Origin of the sequence: Lysobacter brunescens, from assembly GCF_042677005.1 — a bacterium.
Lineage (GTDB): Bacteria > Pseudomonadota > Gammaproteobacteria > Xanthomonadales > Xanthomonadaceae > Lysobacter_I > Lysobacter_I brunescens.
The window spans coordinates 2,418,281-2,440,408 of record NZ_JBHTIF010000001.1; the positions used below are offsets into that span (position 1 = coordinate 2,418,281).

Here is a 22,128-nt window from a genome sequence, read left to right on the forward strand (position 1 = left end):
AAACCGACTCAGCCCGGGGATGTCAACCCATCTGCGGCCACGCATTCACGATCTTGCAGAACAGCTCGGCGGTGCGTTCGGTGTCGTAGACGGCGGAGTGCGCTTCGTCGCTGTTCCAGCTGAGGCCGGCGGCCATGACGGCGCGGGCGAGCACGGTCTGGCCGTAGGCGATGCCGGCGAGGCTGACGGTGTCGAACACGCTGAACGGGTGGAACGGGTTGCGCTTGTGTTGCGTGCGCGCGACCGCCGCGTTGAGGAAGTTCAGGTCGAAGTGGGCGTTGTGGCCGACCAGGATCGCGCGCTGGCAGTCGTGCTTGCGCACGGCGGCGCGCACGGTGGCGAAGACGTGGTCCAGTGCGTCCTTCTCGGGCTTGGCGAGGCGGAACGGATGGTCCAGCTTGATGCCGGTGACCTGCAGCGACTTGGGGTCGATCTCGGTGCCCGGTGCCGGGACGAGGTGCGCGCTGGCCATGTCGCCAGGCACCAGGCGGCCCTCGTCGTCGAGATCGACCGGCTGGACCGCGATCTCCAGCAGCGCGTGGCGGTTCCAGTCGAAACCGCCGGTCTCGACGTCCACGACGACCGGCAGGTAACCCCGGAAACGTTCGGACATCTTTCTGCGGACGAGGGGGACGGAAGCCACGGGTGTTTCGCTCATGCGCGAAAGGGTAGCAGACCCGTCCATGCCGCCGGATGGCGGTGTCGCGAACCGGTCGACCCGCGCGCCCTGCGCTTCAGGTCGCGGTGCCCAGCAGGGTGCCCTCGGCGCGCAGGGTGGCGAGCATGCCGGCGCCCTCGGCCAGGAAGGCATCCACATCCGGCGTGCCGGCCTCGGCGGCGAGGGCGCGCAGCTGCGCCTCGCCGGACAGCGCCGGCAACTCCTCCAGCCGCTGCAGCAGGCGGAACACCAGCGGGGTGAGCGCGTGGAAGCTGACGTTGCCGTCGGGTTCGCGGCGCAGCATCAGCAGGGTCGGGGCCTCGGGTGGTGTCTCCGGCTGGTATTCCGGTCCGATGCGGTGGACCGGCCAGGCATAGGCCAGTGGCCAGGCCAGGGGCGACACCACCGGCGCACCGGCCAGCAGGTCGCCATCCGGATCATGGGCGGCATCCTCGACGCGCGCCTCGCTGATCTGCAGGGCCAGCTCGACCCACTCGTAATGCGCCAGCTCGCGCTGCCAGGGCGGGTCGTCGTGGCCGGCATCGGTGTCCGCGCGGGCTTCGAGGTAGCGCATGAACTCGCGCGCCAGCTCGGTGAACAGCGGGGTCTGGCAGTCGTGGTCGCGGTAGAAATCGCGGATCAGCATGCGCCAGCCGGCGTCGCCGTGGATGCGGCGCAGCACCGGGAAGTTGCCGGCGAGCAGGCTCTCCACGTTGTTGAAGAACAGGTCGCGGTAGATCTTCAGCCGGCGCTCCTCGATGCCCGGCGGTGGCGGCACGCGGTCGGGGTCGCGGATGTGCGCGGCCAGCGCGTCCTGCTGCGCGGCGAGGGTGTCGGTCACAGGCTGCGCGGCGGACTCAGGCGGCATGACGCTGCTTCCGTGCCCCTGCGCCGGCGATCCGGCGACGCACCTGGCCGAGTTCGTCGAGCAGGTCCTCGAACGGCGGCAGGTTGAAATCGCGTTCCAGCAGGGTCGGGCGCGGACCGAAGCGGCGATACGCCTCTTCGAGCAGGCCCCAGACCTGGGCATTGACTGCGCTGCCGTGGGTGTCGACCTTGAGGTCCTCGGCCTCGTCGTAGTGGCCGGCGACGTGGATGTAGGCGACACGCTTGCCCGGCAGCGCGGCGAGGAACTCAGACGGGTCGTAGCGGTGGTTGGTGGCGTTGACCACGATGTTGTTCACGTCGAGCAGCAGCAGGCAGTCGGCCTCGGCGAGCACGGCGTTGACGAAATCGATCTCGCGCATCTTCTGGAACGGCGCGGCGTAGTAGGAAATGTTCTCGATCGCGATCCGCTGGCCGAGGATGTCCTGCACCCGGCGGATGCGCGCGGCGACATGGGCCACGGATTCCTCGCTGAAGGGCAGGGGCAGCAGGTCGTAGAGCTGGCCGCGGCTGTCGCCACAGGCGCTGAGGTGTTCGCTGTAGAGCGGGCAGCGGTGGGTGTCCATGAAGCGGCGGACCTTGGCCAGGAAGGTCTCGTCGAGCGGGGCGGGGCCACCGACCGACAACGACAGGCCGTGGCAGACCACCGGATAGCGCGACGCGAGATCGGCGAAGCCGTCGCCGAGCGCGCCGCCGACGCCGATCCAGTTCTCGGGTGCGACCTCGACGAAATCGAAGCCGCCGGACGCAGCCCGGCGCATGTCGGGCAGGAGCGTGCGGCGCAGGCCGAGACCGGCCGAGTCGGGTGCGAGGGGCGTCGGCGTCATGGTTTGAACGGGGGAATTGTCGGGGCGAAGGGCGGCCGCATGGCGACCGCCCCGGTGGACCGCCGTCGCCGACGGCGGCCCTGCGTCTGGATCGATCAGCGCGTGCCGATCAGATCGAACCGCCGCACTTGCCTTCGCCGCACTTGCCTTCGGCGGCCTTCTTGTCGCCACCGCACTTGCCTTCGCCGGCCTTGGCGCCGCCGCACTTGCCTTCACCGCACTTGCCTTCGTGCGCGGCCTTGAACTCCTCGGCGCTGATGCTGCCGTCCTTGTTGGTGTCGTGCTTGGCGAAGTTGCCGCCGCCGTTCTTGTGGGCCGCGTCGTATTCGGCCTTTGAGATCTTGCCGTCCTTGTTGGTGTCGAGCTTGGCGAAGCCGCACTTGCCTTCGCCGCACTTGCCTTCGGCGGCCTTCTCGCCACCGCACTTGCCCTCGCCGCACTTGCCTTCGGTCGGCTTGGCACCGCCGCAGTTGCCTTCGACGGCCTTCGCGGCCGCGTCGGCGCCGAGCAGGTAGCCCTGGGCGAGGTGGGTCGAGGCGAAGGTGGAGCCGGTCAGCAGCAGGCCGCCGGCGAGGGTGGCGGTCATCGCGAGGGTGACGGGTTTCTTGGCGGTGGTCTTGGTATTCGACATCGGGTCTCTCCTGAGTGGTGGTGGAACGTGTTGGCGGGGTCTCGGAATGCGAGGGCACACCGTGGGGCATGACGCGGGGCGGGGTCAACCGTCCGCGGCGAGGGCCGGGACGCCATCGGCGTCGGACGGCGAAAGATAGTGTCTGGCGAGGCTGCGGGCGCGGTGGATGCGCGCCTTCGCCGCTTCGGGATGCAGCGACAGTTCAGCGGCGATTTCGGCGATGCTGCGGCCTTCGAGGTCGCGCATCAGGATGGCATCGCGGTAATGGGCCGGTAGCCTGGCGAGCGCATGCGCGACATCGCGCAGCAGGCCGGTCGGGGCAGGGTAGTGCGGCCCTTCGAGCTCTTCGAGGTCCGATGGCTGGAGCAGCAGGATGCGGGCGGCGCGCTTCATGCGGTTGCACTCGCGCTTGACGATCCGGAACAGCCAGGAGGCATAGGCGCCCAGTTCGCGCAGGCTGGCGAGCTTGCGCGACACCAGCAGCAGGCTTTCCTGCACGGCGTCCTCGACGTCGTTGATCGCGCAGTGGTATTCGGCGTAGCGCCGGAGGTCCTGACGCGAACGCGCCAGCACCTGTTCGAGCGACTGCCTGTCTCCCTGGCGTGCCTGCTGGAGGGCCATCTGGAATCCCGGATCCTGCACCGTGTCTCTCCTCGGTTGCGCACTGTACGCGGGAACAAGGCCGCGTTTGTGCACAAAGAGTTAGACGGGCAGGGGACGGTTGCGTCCCGGGAGCGTCCGGGTTCAGGTCCGGTTTAGGCTCGGCCGATCGACGGCAGGCAGGGGGCCGCGTCCGGGCAGGGCCGGGCGGCGATACCGATCGGCCGGGATGGGCCGATCGGTCTTGATCGATCGTGAGGGGGCGATCGGATCAGGCGGCGCTGCTGGTCTCGTCGCGCTTCTCGCGCGGCGGCATCGGGCCTTCGCCGTGTTCCTGGAACCAGATGTTCTCGGCGATGTTGGTCGCATGGTCGCCCACGCGCTCCAGGTTCTTCGCCATGAACAGCAGGTGGGTGCAGGGCGTGATGACCCGGGGGTCTTCCATCATGTAGGTCAGCAGCTCGCGGAACAGGCCGGTGTATGCGGCATCGATTTCGGCGTCGTCGGCGCGAATCGTTTCGGCCGCCATGGCGTCGCCATCGCGATAGGCCTGCAGCACGGCGCGGACCTGGCGAACGACCAGCCGGCCGAGGCTGCCGAGGCCGCGGGTATGCGGCAGCGGCGGGGACAGGTTGAGCGCCATCGAACGCTTGGCGATGTTCGATGCGTAGTCGCCGATCCGCTCGATGTCCGAGGCGATGCGCAGCGCCGCGAGGATCTCGCGCAGGTCGCGCGCGAGCGGACCGCGCAGTGCGAGTTTCATCGCGTCGTGGCTGACCCGCAGTTCCAGCGCGTCGATTTCTTCGTCGTTGGCGATGATCCGCTCGGCGGCCTTGCCGTCGCGCCGTTCCACCACGTCCAGCGCGGCTTCGAGCTGCGAGGCGGCGATCTCGCCCATGCGCAGGATCTCCTCCAGCAGGATCCGGCGTTCCTCGTCGTGGCTCTTGAGGATGTGGTCGTGGGGTTGGCTGTTCATGGTGCTGTCTCGTCGAAAGTGGGATTGGGCGGTTTGCAGCGATGCAACGCGTCGTTCGCGACTTGGCGATGCCGTCCATGGCGAGGCAGTGATGCCTCCGGCAAGTCCGGCCCGGCCGTCCGTGGCCGGGCGTTCGGCAGGCCGCGCGGCAGTGCCGCGCAGGCGGCCTGCCTTACCCAAATCGCCCGGTGATGTAGTCCTCGGTCTGCTGCTTCGAGGGCTTGGAGAAGATCTTCTCGGTCACGTCGTGCTCGATCAGGTCGCCCAGGTACATGAAGGCGGTGTAATCGGACACGCGCGCCGCCTGCTGCATGTTGTGGGTGACGATCGCGATCGTGTACTTCTGCTTGAGCTCTTCGATCAGCTGCTCGATGCGGCTGGTCGAGATCGGGTCGAGCGCCGAGGTCGGTTCGTCGAGCAGCAGCACGTCGGGACGCAGCGCGACCGCGCGCGCGATGCACAGGCGCTGCTGCTGGCCGCCGGACAGGCCCAGCGCGCTCTGGTTGAGCTTGTCCTTCACTTCGTCCCACAGCGCCGCCTGGCGCAGGGCCTCCTCGACGCGCGCGGCCATGTCCGCCTTCGACATGCGCTCGTGGTGGCGGATGCCGTAGGCCACGTTCTCGAAGATCGTCATCGGGAACGGGACCGGCTTCTGGAACACCATGCCGACGCGGCTGCGCAGCCGATTCATCGGGTACTTGTCGTCGAGGATGTTCTCGCCGTCCAGCAGTACCTGGCCGCTGGCCGTCATCTTCGGGTACAGCGCATAGATGCGGTTGAAGATGCGCAGCAGGGTCGACTTGCCGCAGCCCGACGGGCCGATCAGCGCGGTGACGCGCTTCTCGGGGATGTCCAGGTCGATGTTCTTCAGCGCGTGGAACTTGTCGTAGTGGAAGTTCAGGCCGCGCGCGCTGAGCTTGACCGGCGTCGCCGGCCCGGCCTCGCGATGCGTGGCGGCGATGCCCATCCGCTGCGCGCCGTGATCGTTCGAAGCGATGGGGGTCGCGGTGTCGTTCATGTCGATGGTTCCGGAGGCTTCGGTCGTGTACGTATCAGTCATGGGTGATCTTGTTGCGGAGCAGGATCGCGCGTGCGACCAGGCTGACCGCGAGCACGAACAGGGTCAGCACGAGCGCGCCGGCCCAGGCGATCTCGATCCAGTTGTCGAAGGGACTGGCGGCGTACTGGTTCATGACCAGCGGCACGCCGGCCATCGGCTGGGTGATGTCGAGGCTGAAGAAGTTGTTGCCGAACGCGGTGAACAGCAGCGGCGCGGTTTCGCCGCAGATGCGCGCCAGCGCGAGCAGCACGCCGGTGACGATGCCCGGCAGCGCCGAGCGGTACAGCACCTGCACGATCACCTTCCACTGCGGCACGCCCAGCGACAGCGCGGCTTCGCGCATCTGCGCCGGCACCAGGCGCAGCATTTCGTCGGTGGTGCGGACCACCACCGGCAGCACGATGAAACCCAGCGCGACCGCACCGGCAATGGCGGAGAACTGGCCCTGGCTGAACTGCATGACGAAGATCGCGTAGACGAACAGGCCCAGCACGATCGACGGCGCGGACAGCAGGATGTCGTTGACGAAACGGACCACGGTGCCCAGCTTGCGGTGGTTGCCGTACTCGGCCAGCCAGGTGCCTGCCGCAATGCCCATCGGCGTGCCGAGCAGGATGCCCATGCCGCACATCAGGATGCTGCCGATGAAGGCATTGCGCAGGCCGCCGACTTCCATCGGCGCCGGCTGGTCCATCGTGAAGAGCGCCAGGTCGATGCCGGCGATGCCCTTCTGCAGCAGGGTCCAGAGGATCCAGCCGAGGAAGAACAGGCCGAACACCGCAGTGGCGCAGGCGAAGAGGATGGCGACAGCGTTCTTGACGTCGCGCATCCGGTACAGCCTGCGCGTCTCGGGCGACAGCGAGAAAGCGGGGTTGCTGCTGGCGTTCATCAGTTGCCCTCCTTGCGCGACAGCTGCATCAGCATCAGGCGCGCCAGCGCCAGCACGACGAAAGTGACGAGGAACAGCACGAAGCCGAGGAGCAGCAGCGCGGCGCGGTAGTCGGCCGTGGCTTCGCCGAAGTCGTTGGCGATCAGCGCGGCGATGGTGGTGCTGGGTTCGAGCAGCGACTTGGTGAAGGCGACGTTGTTGCCGATCACGAAGGCCACCGCCATGGTTTCACCCAGCGCGCGGCCGAGGCCGAGGAAGATGCCGCCGATCACCGCGGAGCGGGTGTAGGGCAGGACGATGTCCCAGACCACTTCCCAGCGCGTGGAACCCAGCGCGTAGGCCGATTCCTTCAGGCGACCCGGCACGGTGAGGAACACGTCGCGCATCACCGAGGAGATGAAGGGGATGACCATGATCGCGAGCACCAGGCCCGAGGTCAGCATGCCTGCGCCGATCGGCGGCCCCTGGAACAGCGCGCCGATCACCGGCAGCGGCCCGAGGTTGTCGTTCATCCACGGAATCAGGTGGTCGCGCATCACCGGCATCAGGATGAAGAATCCCCACATGCCGTAGATGATCGACGGGATGCCGGCGAGCAGTTCGATCGCGGTGCCGATCGGCGTGCGCAGCCAGCGCGGCGCGACTTCGGTCAGGAAGAAGGCGATGCCGAAGCTCACCGGCACCGAGATCAGCATCGCGATGATCGCGGTGACGACCGTGCCGTAGATCGGCACCAGCGCGCCGTACTTGTTCTCGACCGGGTTCCAGTCGCTGGAGAAGAAGAAGTCCAGGCCCTGCGACGCGAGCACGCTGCGCCCGCCCCAGAGCATCGACAGCGCGGCGCCGGCGAGGCTGAACAGGACGAAGATCGCGACCAGGGTGAGGACGGTCTTGAACACGCGGTCGTTGCGGGTATCGCGACGGTCGCGGTGCGGATTGGGAAGGGTCAGTTCGGCGGTGCTCATCGCTGGGCCGGGGTCCGGAAAAGGAATGACAGACGTCGCGTCCCTGCGGCGTTCGGTTCTGGGGGATGGCGCTTGGTGCGCATATCAGATGATGTTTGTGTTGCGGCTGTATGACAGCGCGAACGGTTTCGTCATGAATCCGTCGCATGCCCGCCCGAGGGTCCGCCGGGCTGGCAAACGAAAGCGGGCCCGAAGGCCCGCCGTCGTGTGTTTCGATCCCGTGAGGGCCGATCCCGGGGGATCAGTAGGGCATGGTCTTGGCCCAGTAGGCTTCGATCTGCTTGACCAGCGCGTCCGGCAGCGGCACGTAGTCGAGCGACTTGGCCTGGGCATCGCCGTTGGCGTACACCCAGCGGAAGAATTCCTTGGCGGCCTTGGCGCCGGCGGCATTCTTCGGCTTCTTGTACATCAGGATGAAGTTGGTCGCGGCGATCGGCCAGGCCTGCTCGCCCGGGGCGTTGGTCATGACCAGGTAGAAGTCCTTCGCCGAGGCCCAGTTGGCGCTCGCGGCGGCGGCCTGGAAGGTTTCGTCGTTCGGCAGCACGAAGTTGCCGGCGGCGTTCTTCATGCGGACGTAGGTCAGCTTGTTCTGCAGCGCGTACGAGAACTCGACGTAGCCGATGCCGCCGCGGATCTGCTTGACGAACGCGGCCACGCCTTCGTTGCCCTTGCCGCCCACGCCGACCGGCCACTTGACCGAGTTGCCTTCGCCGACCGTCGACTTCCAGTCGCCGCTGACCTTCGACAGGTAGTTGGTGAAGTTGAAGGTGGTGCCCGAGCCATCGGAACGGCGCACGATGGTGATCTTCAGCGACGGCAGCTTCACGCCGCCGTTCAGCGCGGCGATGCGCGGGTCGTCCCACATCGTGATCTTGCCCAGGAAGATGTCGGCCAGCAGCGGACCGTCGAACTTCATCGCGCCCGAGGCCACGCCCGGGATGTTGACCACCGGCACCACGCCGCCGATCACCGAGGGGAACTGGGCCAGGCCGGCCTTCGCCAGGTCTTCCGGCTTCTGCGGGGCATCGGACGAACCGAAGTCGACCGTGCCGGCCTTGATCTGGGCGATGCCGCCGCCGGAACCGATGGACTGGTAGTTGACGCGCACGTTCTTCGCCTTGGCGTAGTCGGCCGACCACTTGGTCATGACCGGGAACACGAAGGTGGCGCCGGCGCCGGTGATGTCGTTGGCGTGGGCGTTGAAGAGGGTGCCGCCGGCCAGGATCAGCGCGGCAGCCTGCAGTTTGAACGACTTGAACACGGAGGTGCTCCTCATGAGGGTGACTGACCGGGACGCACCCGGTTGGCGCACATTCCATCGGACCCGCATGACAGCCGTGTGTTTCGAACATGACAGTGAAGTTACAATTTCACGCGACTGCCATGATCCGTTCCCGGCGTACCGGCAAGGCGCGACCGTACCTCTCAGCACGGCTTCGTGCCCGGACGGGCGCTGTTACCGCAGTCATCGAACGGTCATGTCCGGCACACGCGATTGTCAGAATTTGGCCGCAAGCTGCCCCGGTTTCACAAGGCCTTAACGACTCCCCGCCTCGGTCATCCGGCCTCCGGCGGGTGCGGTCGCAGTCCCGCTCATTTATTCCCACTCAGGACATCACCATGCGTTATTCCCTTCTCGCGCTCGCCGTCGGCGCCGCGCTCGCCGGTACCAGCCTCGATGCGTCGGCCCAGTCCCGCGACAGCGAAATCGAGGCCCTCAAGGCGCAGATCGCCGAGCTGATGGAAAAGGTCCAGTCGCTCGAAGAGCGCACGGATGCGCAGTCCGACGTCAACATCGACACTGCCCAGCGCCTTGATGACATGTCGGCCAAGACGCCGGCCGTCGAGACCAAGGGCGGCATCAAGATCACGTCCCCGGACAAGAAGTTCGAAGCCCAGCTCGGTGGCCGCATCCATTTCGACGCCTATGCCTTCGACCGCGACATCGCGGCGACGACCGGCACCACCGAGTTCCGCCGCGCGCGCCTGACCCTCAAGGGCAAGGCGCTGGGCTGGGACTACGTGATGGAGCAGGATTTCGGCGCCGGCACCAACCTCGACGGCCTGCGCGATCTCTACATCGCGAAGAACGCGCTCGGCGGCAAGTTCACCATCGGCCATTTCAAGCCGTACCGTTCGATGGAAGAGCTGACCAGCTCGAACGAACTGCTGATGATGGAGCGCCCGTTCGCTTCGGCCACGGGCCTGTTCAATGGTCGCCAGTTCCAGCAGGGCGTGGGCTACCAGCGCAGCACCGACAGCTACACCGCAGGTCTCTCGGTCTTCAACCTGCGCGGCGCGGCTGGCGTGCGCAATGAAGGCGTCGGCGCTGCCGGTCGCTTCACCTGGGCGCCGATCAACCGCGACAACGCGACCCTGCACCTGGGTGCATGGTTCAGCATCGAGGATCTGAACCAGGGCTCGGCCACCACCAGCGCCAGCGTGTCGTACGCCGGTCGTCGCGGTCCGTCGCAGACCATCGCCAGCGTCAACGGTCTGTCCGGCGACAAGATCACCGCCTATGCCGCCGAAGTCGCGGGCTCGTTCGGCCCGACCTTCTTCCAGGGCGAATACGTGCAGTCCACGTTCGAGCAGCCCTTCCGCGCCCCGGACCAGGACGTGGTGACCTGGTACCTGCAGGGTAGCTGGATGCTCAACGGCGGCCACAAGCCGTACAAGTCCGCCACCGGTTTCTTCGGCTCGCCGAAGGTCGGCGAGAACGGTCTGTGGGAACTGACCGCGCGCTACGACACGATCGAGAACAAGGACATCCGCAACCGCGAAGCCAGCAGCTGGCTGCTCGGCCTGAACTACTACGTCAACCCGAACCTGCGCTTCATGCTCAACTACACGAAGGGCGAGAACGAAGTGAACGGCGACGAGACCGCGCAGTACGCACTGCGCACCCAGTTCAGCTTCTGATCGATCTCTCTCCGATCGAAGTCGAACGAAACCCCGGCATGCCGGGGTTTCGTTTTTTTCGGAGCACGATGCGCGGATCCGCTATGCCTCGCCGTGTTCGCTCTTGTCCTTGAACCGGCAGACATCCCGGATCGGGCAGCGCCAGCATTCGGGCCGGCGCGCCTTGCAGGTGTAGCGGCCATGCAGGATCAGCCAGTGGTGCGCATCCTGCAGGAATTCAGCTGGCACGCGCGCGAGCAGCGCGCGCTCCACCGTGAGCACGTTCGCGCCCGGCGCCAGCCCCGTTCGGTTCGACACGCGGAAGATGTGCGTATCGACCGCCATCGTCGGCTCGCCGAAGGCGGTGTTCAGCACCACGTTCGCGGTCTTGCGGCCGACCCCGGGCAGCGCTTCCAGCGCTTCGCGGTCGCGCGGCACCTCGCCGCCGTGCTCGGCGACCAGCCGTTCGCACAGCGTGATCACATTGGCGGCCTTGGTGTTGAACAGCCCGATCGTCGAGATGTACGACTTCAGCCGTTCCACGCCGAGCGCGGCGATCGCCTGCGGCGTGTTCGCGACCGGATACAGCCGCCGCGTGGCCTTGTTCACGCCGACATCGGTGGCCTGTGCCGACAGCACCACTGCGACCAGCAGCTCGAAGGGCGTCGTGTATTCCAGCTCGGTCTGCGGATGCGGATTCAGCTCGCGCAGGCGCTCGAACATCACCTGGATGTCCTCGGGCGGCATGCCGCCGCGCGGCGCACGCCTGCCGGGCGCTTTTTTCTTCACGGCGTTCTTCACGGCCTTCTTCGCCGCTTTCCGGGTGGCCTTGGCTGCGGTGTTCGCGGTCTTCTTCGTCGCCATGCGCGGCTCAGTCGGATCGTTTCGCCGCAGCCTTGGCCTTCGCGCGTGCGAGCGCGGCCAGCGCGGCGGAGGGCAGGGCGGGGGCGGCTTTCGGCTGGTCGGTCGGCGGCAGTGCGGCTGCGCGACGCCGAGCCTTCGCTTCCGCGCGCTCCGCCAGCCGAGTCTGTCGCGCCCGATAGCGTTCACGCGCGGCCAGCGCGCGCAGGCGCGCATCGCGGGCGGCCAGCACGGCCGCAACTCGCGGCGCGCAGGCATCGCAACCAGCCGATGGCGCTTCAAATGCCAGCAGGCCGCGTTCGATCGCACCATCCAGGTTGTCTGCGGCGACGGCATCGGCCAGCGCCGCGACGCCGCTGTCGCGACAGACCGGGCAGGCGTCGGCGCTCATCGGCCGGTGAAGCGCGGCTTGCGACGCGCCAGGAACGCATGCGTGCCCTCGCGCATGTCCTCGGTCGAGAAGGTCAGGCCGAACTGCGCGGATTCGTATTCCAGGCCTTCCTCCAGCCCGCATTCGCCGCCGACGTTGATGCAGTCGATCATCCCGCGCAGGGCCAGCGGCGCGGACGCGGCCAGCTGTTCGGCGACCTTGATCGTCTCGGCCTGCAGCTCGGCGGCCGGGACCACGCGGTTGACGATGCCCAGCTGCGCCGCGCGGGCGGCGTCGATCGGGGTGCCGAGCAGGCACAGTTCGAGCGTGGCGGCCCGGCCGGCCAGGCGCAGCAGGCGCTGGGTGCCGCCGAAGCCGGGGATCAGGCCGAGGTTGATCTCGGGCTGGCCGACCTTCGCGGTCTCGGCAGCGATCCGCAGGTGGCAGCACATGGCCAGTTCCAGGCCGCCGCCGAGGGCGAAGCCGTTGACCATCGCGATCACCGGCTTGGGCATCTTCTCGACCCGTCGCATCATCCGCGTGCCGCGCAGCGAGAAGTCGCGGGCCTCGGCCGGGGTCAGACCGCTCATCTCGGCGATGTCGGCACCGGCGACGAAGGCCTTGGGGCCGCTGCCGGTCAGCACGACCACGCGCACGGCCTGATCGGCCGCCGCCGCGTCGAAGGCGGCATGCAGGGCGTCCAGGGTCGCCGAGTTCAGGGCGTTCAGGCGCTCGGGGCGGTCGACGGCGATCACCCGGACGACGCCATGCCCTTCGACGGGGCGGTCTTCGATCTTCAGGACGGGAGCGGGCTGGGCGTCTTGGCTCATGGGTCGCGGGGGCCTTGTTCGGAGTCGGATGGACCGCCTGGCGGCGGCGGGGAACTTGTCGGCGGACCGCCGGTCGGACGGGGAGTCCTCAGTGGCGGTTAAGTGCGGCGGACAGTATTCTAGTCCGCTGTTCATGGAACCCATACCGGGGCGGCTCGGCCGCCCCGATCCTTGCCGGGAAGTCCCGGCATATCCCATCCCGGAGAGTTACTGAATGAAGTTGCGTCTGCTCGTCGCCGCCAGCCTGGCGGCTCTGGCCCTGACCGCGGGTACCGTCTCGGCCCAGGACACCACGTCCGACAAGGGCAAGCTCAGCTACGCCCTTGGCTACCGCGCCGGCATGAGCCTGCAGCCGATCGTCGCCAGCGGCGAACAGGTCGACATGAACACCTTCATCAAGGCCGTGCAGGACGCGATGGCCGGCAAGCAGGTCGCGGTGCCGGAAGACCAGCTCCAGGCTGCGATGGAAGGCCTGCGCACCCGCATGGCCGCCAAGTACAAGGCCGAACTCGAGAAGCGCGCCGCCAAGAACAAGGCCGACGGCGACACCTACCTGGCCCAGAACAAGGGCAAGGCGGGCGTGAAGGTCCTGCCGAGCGGCGTGCAGTACAAGGTGGTCGAGGCCGGCAGCGGCGCCAAGCCGACCCAGGCCAACCAGGTCACCCTCGAATTCAAGAGCACGCTGCCCGACGGCACCGTGGTCGCCGACACCAGCGTCGCCAGCGAAGGCCAGCCGGCCGGTCCGGTCACCGTGCGCCTGAGCGAGATCCCGCTGCCGGGCCTGCGCGAAGCGCTGCAGCAGATGCCGTCCGGCGCCCGCTGGGAAGTCGCGATCCCGGGCAAGCTCGCCCACGGCGACAGCATCGAGAAGGCCGGCCCGATGGCCAACCAGGTCGTGCTGTTCAACATCAAGCTGGTGAACGTCGGTCCGGTCGTGGCGGCCCCGACGCAGCAGCAGGGCGCCGCGCAGCCGCGCAACTGACCTGCGGTTCGCCCCAGTGGTTCCGCATCACGCCGGTTCGCCCGGCGTGATGTGTTTCCGGGCCGCGATTTCGTATCGTGACCCGATGCCCCCCCTGTCGCCCCCCCCCATTCCCGCGCCGATGACCTCGCCCATGCGTCCCATGCTCACCCCCTGCATCGGCGTCTGCACCCTCGATCCGCAGGGCTATTGCGACGGTTGCCGGCGCACAGGCACCGAGATCGCGATGTGGTCGTCGATGGGCGATGCCGCCCGCGAGCACTTCATGTCCGTGATCCTGCCCGATCGCGAGGCCCGTGACGCCGCAGGGCTGCCGCTGGACGCCGTCCGCCGATGACGCCGGCCTGGTCATTGCCGCAATTGTCCCGCGCCCTGCATGCGCCCGGTGCGCCCCTGCCGCAATCGCCGTGGAACCTGGACGAACTCGCCGACCTGCTCGGCGATGCCCCTGCGGTCGATGCCGCCGTGCTGGTCGGCCTGGTGCCGCGCGCGGACGGCCCCCGGGTATTGCTGACCCGGCGTACCGACAGCCTGCGCAACCATGCCGGGCAGGTGAGCTTTCCCGGCGGCCGCATCGAGCACGACGATGCCGATGCCATCGCCGCCGCGATGCGCGAAGCGCAGGAGGAAATCGGCCTGGCGCCGTCGCTGGTCGTGCCGCTGGGCCTGCTCGATCCGCTCGTCACGATCACCGGGTTCCGCGTGCTGCCGGTGGTGGCCTGCATCGAACCGCACTACGAGCCGGTGCCCGATCCCGGCGAAGTCGCCGAAGTCTTCGAGGTCGGCCTCGATTTCCTGATGCACCCCGACAACCTCCGGCGCATCGAGCTGCAGCATCGCGGGCGCACGCGGCACGTGCTCGAATTCCGCAGCGCGCCCGAAGCGCCGCAGCATCGCATCTGGGGCGTCACCGCTTCGATCCTGTTCAACCTGCGCGAGCGACTCGCGCGCGAATCCGCCTGAGCGGACGCATCCCGGAGGCTGCATGACTGCATGGACCACGCTCGTCGACGCAGAAACGCTCGCGTCGCATCTCCACGAAGCCGATCCGAAGCAGGCCGACCTGCGCATCTTCGACTGCCGTTTCGCGCTCAACGACACCACTGCAGGCGAGCGCGCATGGGCCGAGGCGCATCTGCCGGGCGCACGCTACGCGCACCTGGATCGCGATCTGTCCGGTCCGCATGCGCCCGGCGCGGGGCGTCATCCCTGGCCGTCGGCGGTGGCGTTCGGCGACTGGCTCGGCCGCAATGGCGTCACACCCAATATCCAGGTCGTCGCCTACGACGCAGGCGACGGCGCATTCGCGGCGCGCCTGTGGTGGATGCTGCGCGTCGCCGGGCATGCGCGCGTGGCGGTGCTCGACGGCGGCTTCGCGCGCTGGACTGCCCTGGGGCTGCCCACCGATGCCGATGCAAGCGATGTCGCGGCGACGTCGTATCCGCTGCGCTTCGATGATGCACGCCTGCTCGACGCCGACGCCGTCGCTGCCCGTGTCGCCGCCGGCGACCTGCTGCTCGATGCGCGCGGCGGCGAACGCTTCCGTGGCGAGGTCGAACCGATCGATCGCGTCGCCGGACACGTCCCCGGTGCGATCAACCGGCCGTATCCGCTGAATCTCGAAGACGGCCGCTTCAAGCCGGCCTCGCGACTGGCGGAGGAGTTCGGTGCGCTGCTTTCGGGACGCCCGGCCTCGCAGGTCATCGCGATGTGCGGCTCGGGCGTGACCGCCTGCCACCACCTGCTGGCGATGGCCCATGCCGGCCTGCCCGGCGCTTCCCTGTTCACCGGATCGTGGAGCGGCTGGATCGATGATCCCGCGCGTGCCATCGCCACCGGTGCCGACTGAGTCCCGCACGGTTTTGCGCATCATGCACGTCGAACTCTGGCACAACCCCGCCTGCAGCAACTCGCGCAACGCCCTCGCGCTGATCCGCGAGGCCGGCATCGAGCCGGTCGTGGTCGAGTACCTGAAGACGCCGCCGTCGAAGGCGCGTCTGGCCGAGGTGATCGCGGCGGCCGGGCTGACGGTGCGCGAGGCGATCCGCGAAAAGGAAGCGGTCCATGTCGAGCAGGGACTGGGTGATCCATCGCTGTCGGACGACGACCTGCTTGCTGCCATGGTTGCCACGCCGGTATTGATCAACCGGCCGTTCGTGGTCTCGCCGCTCGGCACACGGCTGGCGCGTCCGCCCGAGCGCGTGATCGAGATCCTGCCGCCACGCCTGGCGTAGAGCGCAGCTTGCTGCGCTGATGATGTTCCGGGAGATGTGCGCGGAGCCGGTTCCGTTCCACGGCGACTGCGACAGGCTCAGGCCGGTGCTTTCAACCACGCAAGTTGTGCGCTGGCGCCTGTGTCGCCGAGCCTGGCGCGCAGTGCGTCCAGCACGCTGCGCATGACGGCATCGAACTGCCATGGCGCATTGAGGATCAACAGGCCGCTGCCGTTCATGCGCAGCGGCGAGTCGTCGGGACGCACCAGCAGTTCGCAGGCGAGCACCGATTTCGCTTCGAGCGTGGCGGCGGAACGGTAGAAGGGATTCAGGGCGCTGCGGCGCTTGATCGGATACCACAGGGCGTAGACCGCCTGCGGCCAGAGGACGAGGGCGTCGCGCAGCGCGGCGCGCGCGGTGTCGAACTCGGCGAGCTGGGCCTCGTAGGGCGGATCGATCAGCACCAGGCCGCGCGCGTAGCGCACGGCGCCGATCTTCGGCGGTAGCAGTGCGCGTATCGCGGCATAGCCGTCCCGCGCATGCACCGCCACGCGCGGGTCGCCACCGACGTGGCGCTTCAGCAGCGCCGCTTCCTCGTCGCGCAGCTCGCAGCAGGCGATGCGGTCCTGTTCGCGCAGCGCGTGGGCGAGCAGCCAGGGCGAGCCGGGGTAGCCGTCTTCGCCGTGCGCGGCGCGGCAGTCGGCCACGGCGTCGAGGTAGCGGCGGATCGCGGGGTGAACCGGCGTGCCCGTTGGAGACGCGGCGAGCAGGCGGCCGATGCCGTCCACGGCCTCGCCGGTGCGTCCCGCCTCTTCGCCAGCCAGTGCGTAGAGGCCGGCACCGGCATGGGTGTCCAGCGCGAACAGCGGCGCGGGCTTGGCGGTCAGGGCGTCGCACAGCGCCAGCAGGGCGACGTGCTTGAGGACATCGGCGTGGTTGCCGGCGTGGAAGGCGTGGCGGTAGTTCATCGCTGGCATGGTACCAACCGGGCGCGGGATGCGGCCTACAATGCCGATGCCATCCGTTTCCCGGTTTCGATTCCGCCCCATGGCCGCACCGCACGCCCCGACCATCCTCGTCGCCGAAGACGAGACCGCCATCGCCGATACCGTGCTGTACGCGCTGCGCAGCGAGGGCTTCGCGGCCGAGCACGTGCTGCTGGGCGGCGAGGTCGCGGCGAAGGTGAGGTCCGGCAAGGTCGATCTGGTCGTGCTCGACGTGGGCCTGCCGGACATCACCGGGTTCGAGGTCTGCCGTCAGCTGCGCACGTTCAGCGACCTGCCGGTGATCTTCCTGACCGCGCGCGACGGCGAGATCGACCGCGTCGTGGGCCTGGAACTGGGCGCCGACGACTACGTGGTCAAACCTTTCTCGCCGCGCGAACTGGTCGCCCGCGTGCGTGCGCGCCTGCGCCGTCGCGCGCAGCCGGCCAGCACCGAGTGGCAGGCGCTGGGTCGCTTCGCGATCGACCGCGAAGGCCGGCGCATCCGTTTCGCCGGCCAGGCGCTCGACCTGACCCGCTACGAATACGGCCTGCTCGAAGCCCTGTTGCAGCGCCCCGGCGCGGTGCTGTCGCGCGCCCAGCTCATGGACCGGGTGTGGTCGGATGCGCTGGACAGCGGGGACCGCACCGTCGATACCCACATCAAGACACTGCGCGCCAAGCTGCGCGAGATGGACGTCACCGCCGAAGATGCGATCCGCACCCATCGCGGCCTGGGGTATTCGATCGATGTCGGCGCCGGCTGAGATCCTCGCGACATGAAGATCGGCCTGCGCATCCTGCTCGGCTATTTCGTGATCGTCGCGATCGCGGCGCTGCTGCTGGGCAAGGTATTCCTGCAGCAGGTGAAGCCGGGTGTGCGACAGGCGATGGAGGACACGCTCGTCGACACCGCCAACCTGCTCGCGGCGCAGGCGCGCGACGACCTGCTGGCCGGGCGGATCGCCGACGGCGCCTTCGCATCGAACGTGCGCGAATTGACCGATCGCGACATCGGCGCCGAGATCTGGGGCTTCAGCAAGCGCAAGCTCAGCACGCGCATCTACGTCACTGACGCACAGGGCATCGTGGTCTTCGATTCCGACGGCCGCGATGTCGGCAAGGACTATTCGCGGTGGAACGATGTCTATCTCACCCTGCGCGGTCGTTACGGCGCGCGCTCCAGCCGCGCCGATCCGAATGACGAAGACAGCTCGGTGATGCACGTGGCCGCGCCTATCGTGATCCGTGACGGCATGGTCCGTGAAGCGGGACGCTCCCGCATCATCGGCGTGCTGACCGTGGCCAAGCCGAACCAGACCATCGCGCCGTTCATCGCGCAGAGCCAGGCGGTGATCCTGCGCTGGGGCGGCGTGCTGCTCGGCGCCGCGCTGCTGATCGGCCTGGTCGCCGCCTGGTGGCTGTCGCGGCAGCTCGGTGCGCTGCGTCGCTACGCCGATGCCGTGACTGCCGGCGAGCGCGCCACGCTGCCGGACAGCGCCGGTGAGTTCGGCGACCTCGGCCGCGCGCTGGAAACCATGCGCGCGAAGCTGGAAGGCAAGCAGTACGTCGAGCAGTACGTGCATGCGCTGACCCACGAACTCAAGAGTCCGCTCGCCGCGATCCGCGGCAGCGCCGAGCTGCTCGACGGCGAACCCGGCGCGACGCCGATGCCCGAAGCCGACCGTGCGCGCTTCGTCGCGACCATCCGCGCGCAGAGCGGGCGCATGGCGGAAATGATCGACAAGCTGCTGGCGCTGGCCTCCGTCGAGCACCGCCAGCGCATCGAACAGCCGCAGCGGCTCGCGCTGCGCGAGGTGGTGGGGGATGCCGCCGAGCGCGTCGCGACCCGCTTCGATCAGCGCGGTCTACGCCTGGAGATCGTCGAGGACGGCCCGCCCGTGACCGTGTCCGGCGATGCCTTCCTGCTGCGCCAGTCGATCGTCAACCTGCTGGAGAATGCGGCGGATTTCGCGCCGGCCGGCAGCGCGGTCGTGATGCGCGTGGCGCGCGACGGCGACGATGCCCTGCTCGAAGTCCGCGACTGCGGGCCGGGCGTACCCGACTACGCACTCGACCGCGTCTTCGAGCGCTTCTACTCGCTCGCCCGTCCCGAAGGCGCCAGCCGCAGCAGCGGCCTGGGCCTGTGTTTCGTCGCCGAGGCGATGGAACTGCATGACGGCCGCGCGTCGCTGGCCAACCATGCCGAAGGCGGCGCGGTGGCCGTCCTGCGGCTGCCGCTGGCCTGATCGCATCGCGCCGGGCCCGACTTCACCCGGACTTCACGCACGCACCATCGCCGCCTCTCCGCTGCCGCCGACACTGCCGGCGTCCAACAACACCGGAGACGGCCATGCGCCTGATGCTGAAGATATTGATGGTGGTCGGCATGACCATCCTGTTGCTCGTACCGCTGCTGATGATCCGGGGCGTGATCCAGGAACGGCAGTTCTATCGCGACGAGGCGGTGCGTTCGGTCGCGCGCGGCACGGCAGGGCCGCAGGCGCTGTCCGGCCCGGTGCTGATGGTCCCGTACACGAACACCGTGGAAGTCGAGGAGAAGAACGCCAACGGCGAAGTCATCCGCAAGGTCAAGCAGGACGGCGAATCCGGCCAGTGGCTGTTCTTCCCGACGACGATGACGGTCGACGGCACGATCGAACCGCGGATCAAATCGCTCGGCCTGCACGACGTGCGCAGCTACGAGGTCGAAGGCAAGGTCGTCGCCCGTTTCGACGTGAACATCCCCGCCGACGCCAATCCGGACCTGCCGAGGAAGATCGGCCAGCCGGTGCTGAACTTCGGCATCGCCGATGTGCGTGGTGTGGCGGGCGTGCCGAAGCTGATGGTCGATGGGCGCGAGGTGAAGCTCAATCGCGGCATCGTCGGACGCGAAGGCACCGGTCTGCATGCGATCCTGGCGACGCCGAAGGCCGGCGATGCGCTGCGCTTCTCGACCGACCTCGGCTTCGCGCTGGAAGGGACCGAGCACCTGGCCGTCGTGCCGCTCGCGCAGAACAACCAGGTGACCCTGTCCTCGCCTTGGCGGCATCCGCAGTTCAGCGGCTCGTTCACCGCGCGCAACAAGTCGATCGGCGACAAGGGCTTCAAGGCCGACTGGGAAGTGTCTTCGCTGGCCAGCAATGCGCAGTCGCAGTATCTGGGCGGTCGCACGGTGCCCAATCCCGGCGCGATTGGCCTGAGCGGCGAAGCGGACCTGGGCATGGATGCGGTGGCGGTGTCGTTGGTCGATCCGGTGAACATCTATTCGCAGGCCGACCGCGCCAGCAAGTACGGCATCCTGTTCGTCGTGCTGACCTTCGTCGGTTTCTTCATGTTCGAGCTGATCAAGCAGTTGCGGATCCACCCGATCCAGTACGGTCTGGTCGGCCTGGCCCTGGCGATCTTCTTCCTGCTGCTGGTCGCGCTGTCGGAACACATCGACTTCGGCATCGCCTACCTGATCGCCAGCGCCGCGTGCATCGGCCTGCTCGGTTACTACGTCAGCCATGTTCTTCGCTCATGGATGCGCGGCCTGGGCTTCGCGCTGATGATCTCGCTGCTCTACGCGGTGCTCTATGGCCTGCTGATTTCCGAGGACAACGCGATGGTGATGGGCGCGGGCCTGCTGTTCCTGATCCTCGCCGCGATCATGGTCGTCACCCGCCGGGTCGACTGGTACAGCCTCGGCGCCAATACGCCGCCGCCGCTGCCGAGGGAGTGATCACGGATTGATACGGTTTCCCGGACGCCCAATCCCCAGCGTCCGGGTGGAGGCCGCGGCTCGCGAGAGCCGCGGCTTTTTCGTGGGCGGGACGCTGGGGATAGAATCCGGAGCATGACCCATGACCTCCGCATCGAACGTGTCGTCGGCGCCGACGTGCGCCGCCACCTGGACGCCGTCGCCGCGCTGCGCATCGTCGTGTTCCGCGACTGGCCCTACCTCTACGACGGCGATGTCGCCTACGAACGCGAATACCTGGAGGCCTATGCGGCATCGGCCGACAGCGTCTTTGTTCTGGCCTTCGACGGCGACCGCATCGTCGGTGCCTCGACCGGCCTGCCGCTGGCGGACGACAGCGCCGAGTTCCGCTCACCGTTCGACGCCGCCGGCATCGATGCCGCGCGCGTGTTCTACTGCGGCGAATCGGTGCTGCTGCCCTCGCATCGCGGGCGGGGCATCGGCCATGCCTTCTTCGACCATCGCGAGGCGCATGCGCGCGCGCTGGGCCGTTTCGGGCTGACCGCGTTCTGCGCGGTGGATCGTGATCCGACCGATCCGCGCCGGCCCGCCGGACATCGCGACAATGACGCGTTCTGGACCAAACGCGGCTACGTGCGCCAGCCGGGCATGACCATGCGCCTGCACTGGAACGAGATTGGTCTTGGCGACATCGAACATGCGCTGACGTTCTGGATGCGCAGGCTGGGAGGAGGTGCTGCATGAAGATCGCGGTCGCGACCTATCCGATCGACGCGTTCACGCATTTCCAGGATTTCGCGGCGAAGCAGTGGCGCTGGCTGCACGAGGCGGCGAACGCCGATGCGCGCATCGCGGTGCTGCCGGAGTACCTCTCGCTGGAGCTGGCCTCGATCCTGCCACCGGAGGTGCGCGGCGACCTGGCGGCCTCGCTGGCTGGCATCCAGCCGTATCGCGAGGACTGGCTGCGCCTGTTCGCCGACCTGTCGCGCGAGACCGGCATGCACATCCTCGCCGGTACCTTCCTGCTCGATGTCGGCGGTGGACGCCATCGCAACCGCGCCGACCTGCTGTCGCCCGATGGCACGCATCGCTGGCAGGACAAACTGCAGCTCACCGGTTTCGAGAAGAAGACCGGCGTCATCGAAGGCGGGGACTCGCTGAAGGTGTTCGAGATCGAGGGCCTGCGCGCGGGGCTCTCGATCTGCTACGACATCGAATTCCCGCTGCCGGTGCGCGCGCAGTGCGAAGCGGGTGCGCGCCTGCTGCTGGTGCCGAGCTGCACCGACACCGCTGCGGGTGCGACCCGGGTGCGCGTCGGTTGCCTGGCGCGCGCGCTGGAGAATCGCTGCTTCGTCGCGCAGGCGGTGACGGCAGGCGAGGCGGCGTGGAGTCCGGCGCTGGACGTGAACACCGGCGACGCATCGGTGTACGCGCCGATGGATGTCGGACTGCCCGCAGACGGCATCGTCGCGACGGCCAGCGGGAGCCAGGGGTGGACGTTTGCCGAGATCGATATCGCGACGCTGGCCGACAGTCGTGCCGGTGCGCAGGTCGCGAACGATCGCGACTGGCCGGGCCAACTCGCGCCGAACCTGCTGCGCGCGAAGCTCGAGCCATCGTTTTAGGGCGGAACCTGCTACGCCCATGCTCTTGTAGAGCGGATCGAAGATCCGCTGACCTTCCCGTAGAGCGGAGCTTGCTCCGCCCATGCTCTTGTAGAGCGGAGCTTGCTCCGCCCATGCTCTTGTAGAGCGGAGCTTGCTCCGCTCCCATATCCCGACAACACCACGAGCGG

General features: G+C 68.2%; 23 protein-coding genes and 1 pseudogene. 10 read left to right on the forward strand and 14 right to left on the reverse strand.

Translation table 11 applies throughout. From position 1 onward, the window contains the following. Window positions 1-22 precede the first annotated feature (22 nt). From rnt to pstS, 10 genes are all read right to left on the reverse strand, one after another. A complete protein-coding gene (gene rnt, locus ACFQ0E_RS10645; protein ID WP_386823624.1) occupies window positions 23-658 on the reverse strand; it encodes a ribonuclease T in 636 nt (211 codons plus the stop codon). A 76-nt stretch (window positions 659-734) separates the two neighbouring features. Further along, window positions 735-1,526, reverse strand: coding sequence for an HvfC family RiPP maturation protein (locus tag ACFQ0E_RS10650; protein ID WP_386823625.1), 792 nt, complete (start codon window positions 1,524-1,526; stop codon window positions 735-737). Then, window positions 1,516-2,370, reverse strand: a complete 855-nt coding sequence (locus tag ACFQ0E_RS10655) for an HvfB family MNIO-type RiPP peptide maturase (protein WP_386823626.1) — start codon at window positions 2,368-2,370, stop codon at window positions 1,516-1,518. The genes ACFQ0E_RS10650 and ACFQ0E_RS10655 overlap by 11 nt, the downstream gene beginning before the upstream one ends. Window positions 2,371-2,479: 109 nt before the next feature. Continuing rightward, window positions 2,480-3,001: an EF-hand domain-containing protein gene (locus tag ACFQ0E_RS10660; RefSeq protein WP_386823627.1), complete on the reverse strand. Its 522-nt coding sequence runs from the start codon at window positions 2,999-3,001 to the stop codon at window positions 2,480-2,482. A gap of 84 nt (window positions 3,002-3,085) precedes the next feature. Continuing rightward, window positions 3,086-3,643 carry an RNA polymerase sigma factor gene (locus ACFQ0E_RS10665; protein ID WP_386823628.1) on the reverse strand — a complete coding sequence of 186 codons (558 nt, stop codon included), beginning with the start codon at window positions 3,641-3,643 and terminating at the stop codon, window positions 3,086-3,088. Between the two features lie 229 nt (window positions 3,644-3,872). Then, window positions 3,873-4,577: a phosphate signaling complex protein PhoU gene (gene phoU, locus ACFQ0E_RS10670; protein WP_386823629.1), complete on the reverse strand. Its 705-nt coding sequence runs from the start codon at window positions 4,575-4,577 to the stop codon at window positions 3,873-3,875. Between the two features lie 172 nt (window positions 4,578-4,749). Beyond that, entirely contained in the window at window positions 4,750-5,544 is a 795-nt protein-coding gene (gene pstB, locus ACFQ0E_RS10675) for a phosphate ABC transporter ATP-binding protein PstB (RefSeq protein WP_386824111.1), read from the reverse strand. An 85-nt stretch (window positions 5,545-5,629) separates the two neighbouring features. Further along, window positions 5,630-6,466: a phosphate ABC transporter permease PstA gene (gene pstA, locus ACFQ0E_RS10680; protein ID WP_386824113.1), complete on the reverse strand. Its 837-nt coding sequence runs from the start codon at window positions 6,464-6,466 to the stop codon at window positions 5,630-5,632. A gap of 59 nt (window positions 6,467-6,525) precedes the next feature. Then, complete coding sequence (pstC, locus tag ACFQ0E_RS10685; RefSeq protein WP_386823630.1) at window positions 6,526-7,491, reverse strand: phosphate ABC transporter permease subunit PstC; 966 nt, start codon at window positions 7,489-7,491, stop codon at window positions 6,526-6,528. Window positions 7,492-7,732: 241 nt separating this feature from the next. Continuing rightward, complete coding sequence (gene pstS, locus ACFQ0E_RS10690) at window positions 7,733-8,767, reverse strand: phosphate ABC transporter substrate-binding protein PstS (RefSeq protein WP_386823631.1); 1,035 nt, start codon at window positions 8,765-8,767, stop codon at window positions 7,733-7,735. 344 nt (window positions 8,768-9,111) lie between these two features. Here pstS and ACFQ0E_RS10695 point away from each other — a divergent pair, with 344 nt between their 5' ends. Then, window positions 9,112-10,413 (forward strand): porin, encoded by a 1,302-nt coding sequence (locus ACFQ0E_RS10695; protein ID WP_386823632.1) that lies wholly within the window; start codon window positions 9,112-9,114, stop codon window positions 10,411-10,413. Window positions 10,414-10,494: 81 nt separating this feature from the next. Here ACFQ0E_RS10695 and nth read toward each other — a convergent pair whose 3' ends face one another. From nth to ACFQ0E_RS10710, 3 genes are all read right to left on the reverse strand, one after another. Beyond that, a complete protein-coding gene (nth, locus tag ACFQ0E_RS10700; protein WP_386824115.1) occupies window positions 10,495-11,139 on the reverse strand; it encodes an endonuclease III in 645 nt (214 codons plus the stop codon). A 124-nt stretch (window positions 11,140-11,263) separates the two neighbouring features. Further along, window positions 11,264-11,644 (reverse strand): hypothetical protein, encoded by a 381-nt coding sequence (locus ACFQ0E_RS10705; RefSeq protein ID WP_386823633.1) that lies wholly within the window; start codon window positions 11,642-11,644, stop codon window positions 11,264-11,266. Further along, window positions 11,641-12,453: an enoyl-CoA hydratase/isomerase family protein gene (locus tag ACFQ0E_RS10710; protein WP_386823634.1), complete on the reverse strand. Its 813-nt coding sequence runs from the start codon at window positions 12,451-12,453 to the stop codon at window positions 11,641-11,643. Before ACFQ0E_RS10710 ends, ACFQ0E_RS10705 begins: the two co-directional genes overlap by 4 nt. 214 nt (window positions 12,454-12,667) lie before the next feature. On the opposite strand from ACFQ0E_RS10710, the gene ACFQ0E_RS10715 reads away from it, so the two are divergent. The 4 genes and pseudogenes from ACFQ0E_RS10715 (at window position 12,668) to arsC (ending at window position 15,669) form a co-directional block, all read left to right on the forward strand. After that, entirely contained in the window at window positions 12,668-13,435 is a 768-nt protein-coding gene (locus ACFQ0E_RS10715) for an FKBP-type peptidyl-prolyl cis-trans isomerase N-terminal domain-containing protein (protein WP_137852400.1), read from the forward strand. A 121-nt stretch (window positions 13,436-13,556) separates the two neighbouring features. Beyond that, window positions 13,557-14,398 (forward strand): annotated as a pseudogene (locus tag ACFQ0E_RS10720) (NUDIX hydrolase). A gap of 22 nt (window positions 14,399-14,420) precedes the next feature. After that, on the forward strand, window positions 14,421-15,284 hold the full coding sequence (locus ACFQ0E_RS10725; RefSeq protein WP_386823635.1) for a sulfurtransferase: 864 nt from the start codon (window positions 14,421-14,423) through the stop codon (window positions 15,282-15,284). Between the two features lie 22 nt (window positions 15,285-15,306). Continuing rightward, window positions 15,307-15,669: an arsenate reductase (glutaredoxin) gene (gene arsC / locus ACFQ0E_RS10730; protein WP_386823636.1), complete on the forward strand. Its 363-nt coding sequence runs from the start codon at window positions 15,307-15,309 to the stop codon at window positions 15,667-15,669. Between the two features lie 77 nt (window positions 15,670-15,746). On the opposite strand, the gene ACFQ0E_RS10735 is transcribed toward arsC, so the two are convergent. Continuing rightward, a complete protein-coding gene (locus ACFQ0E_RS10735; protein WP_386823637.1) occupies window positions 15,747-16,616 on the reverse strand; it encodes a 23S rRNA (adenine(2030)-N(6))-methyltransferase RlmJ in 870 nt (289 codons plus the stop codon). Window positions 16,617-16,695: 79 nt separating this feature from the next. On the opposite strand from ACFQ0E_RS10735, the gene creB reads away from it, so the two are divergent. From creB to ACFQ0E_RS10760, 5 genes are all read left to right on the forward strand, one after another. Further along, window positions 16,696-17,397 carry a two-component system response regulator CreB gene (gene creB, locus ACFQ0E_RS10740; protein WP_386823638.1) on the forward strand — a complete coding sequence of 234 codons (702 nt, stop codon included), beginning with the start codon at window positions 16,696-16,698 and terminating at the stop codon, window positions 17,395-17,397. Between the two features lie 12 nt (window positions 17,398-17,409). After that, complete coding sequence (creC, locus tag ACFQ0E_RS10745; protein WP_386823639.1) at window positions 17,410-18,879, forward strand: two-component system sensor histidine kinase CreC; 1,470 nt, start codon at window positions 17,410-17,412, stop codon at window positions 18,877-18,879. Window positions 18,880-18,983: 104 nt separating this feature from the next. Then, on the forward strand, window positions 18,984-20,354 hold the full coding sequence (gene creD, locus ACFQ0E_RS10750; RefSeq protein ID WP_386823640.1) for a cell envelope integrity protein CreD: 1,371 nt from the start codon (window positions 18,984-18,986) through the stop codon (window positions 20,352-20,354). Window positions 20,355-20,468: 114 nt separating this feature from the next. Then, window positions 20,469-21,077, forward strand: a complete 609-nt coding sequence (locus ACFQ0E_RS10755; protein ID WP_386823641.1) for a GNAT family N-acetyltransferase — start codon at window positions 20,469-20,471, stop codon at window positions 21,075-21,077. Then, window positions 21,074-21,958 (forward strand): carbon-nitrogen hydrolase family protein, encoded by an 885-nt coding sequence (locus tag ACFQ0E_RS10760; RefSeq protein ID WP_386823642.1) that lies wholly within the window; start codon window positions 21,074-21,076, stop codon window positions 21,956-21,958. Before ACFQ0E_RS10755 ends, ACFQ0E_RS10760 begins: the two co-directional genes overlap by 4 nt. Window positions 21,959-22,128 lie beyond the last annotated feature (170 nt).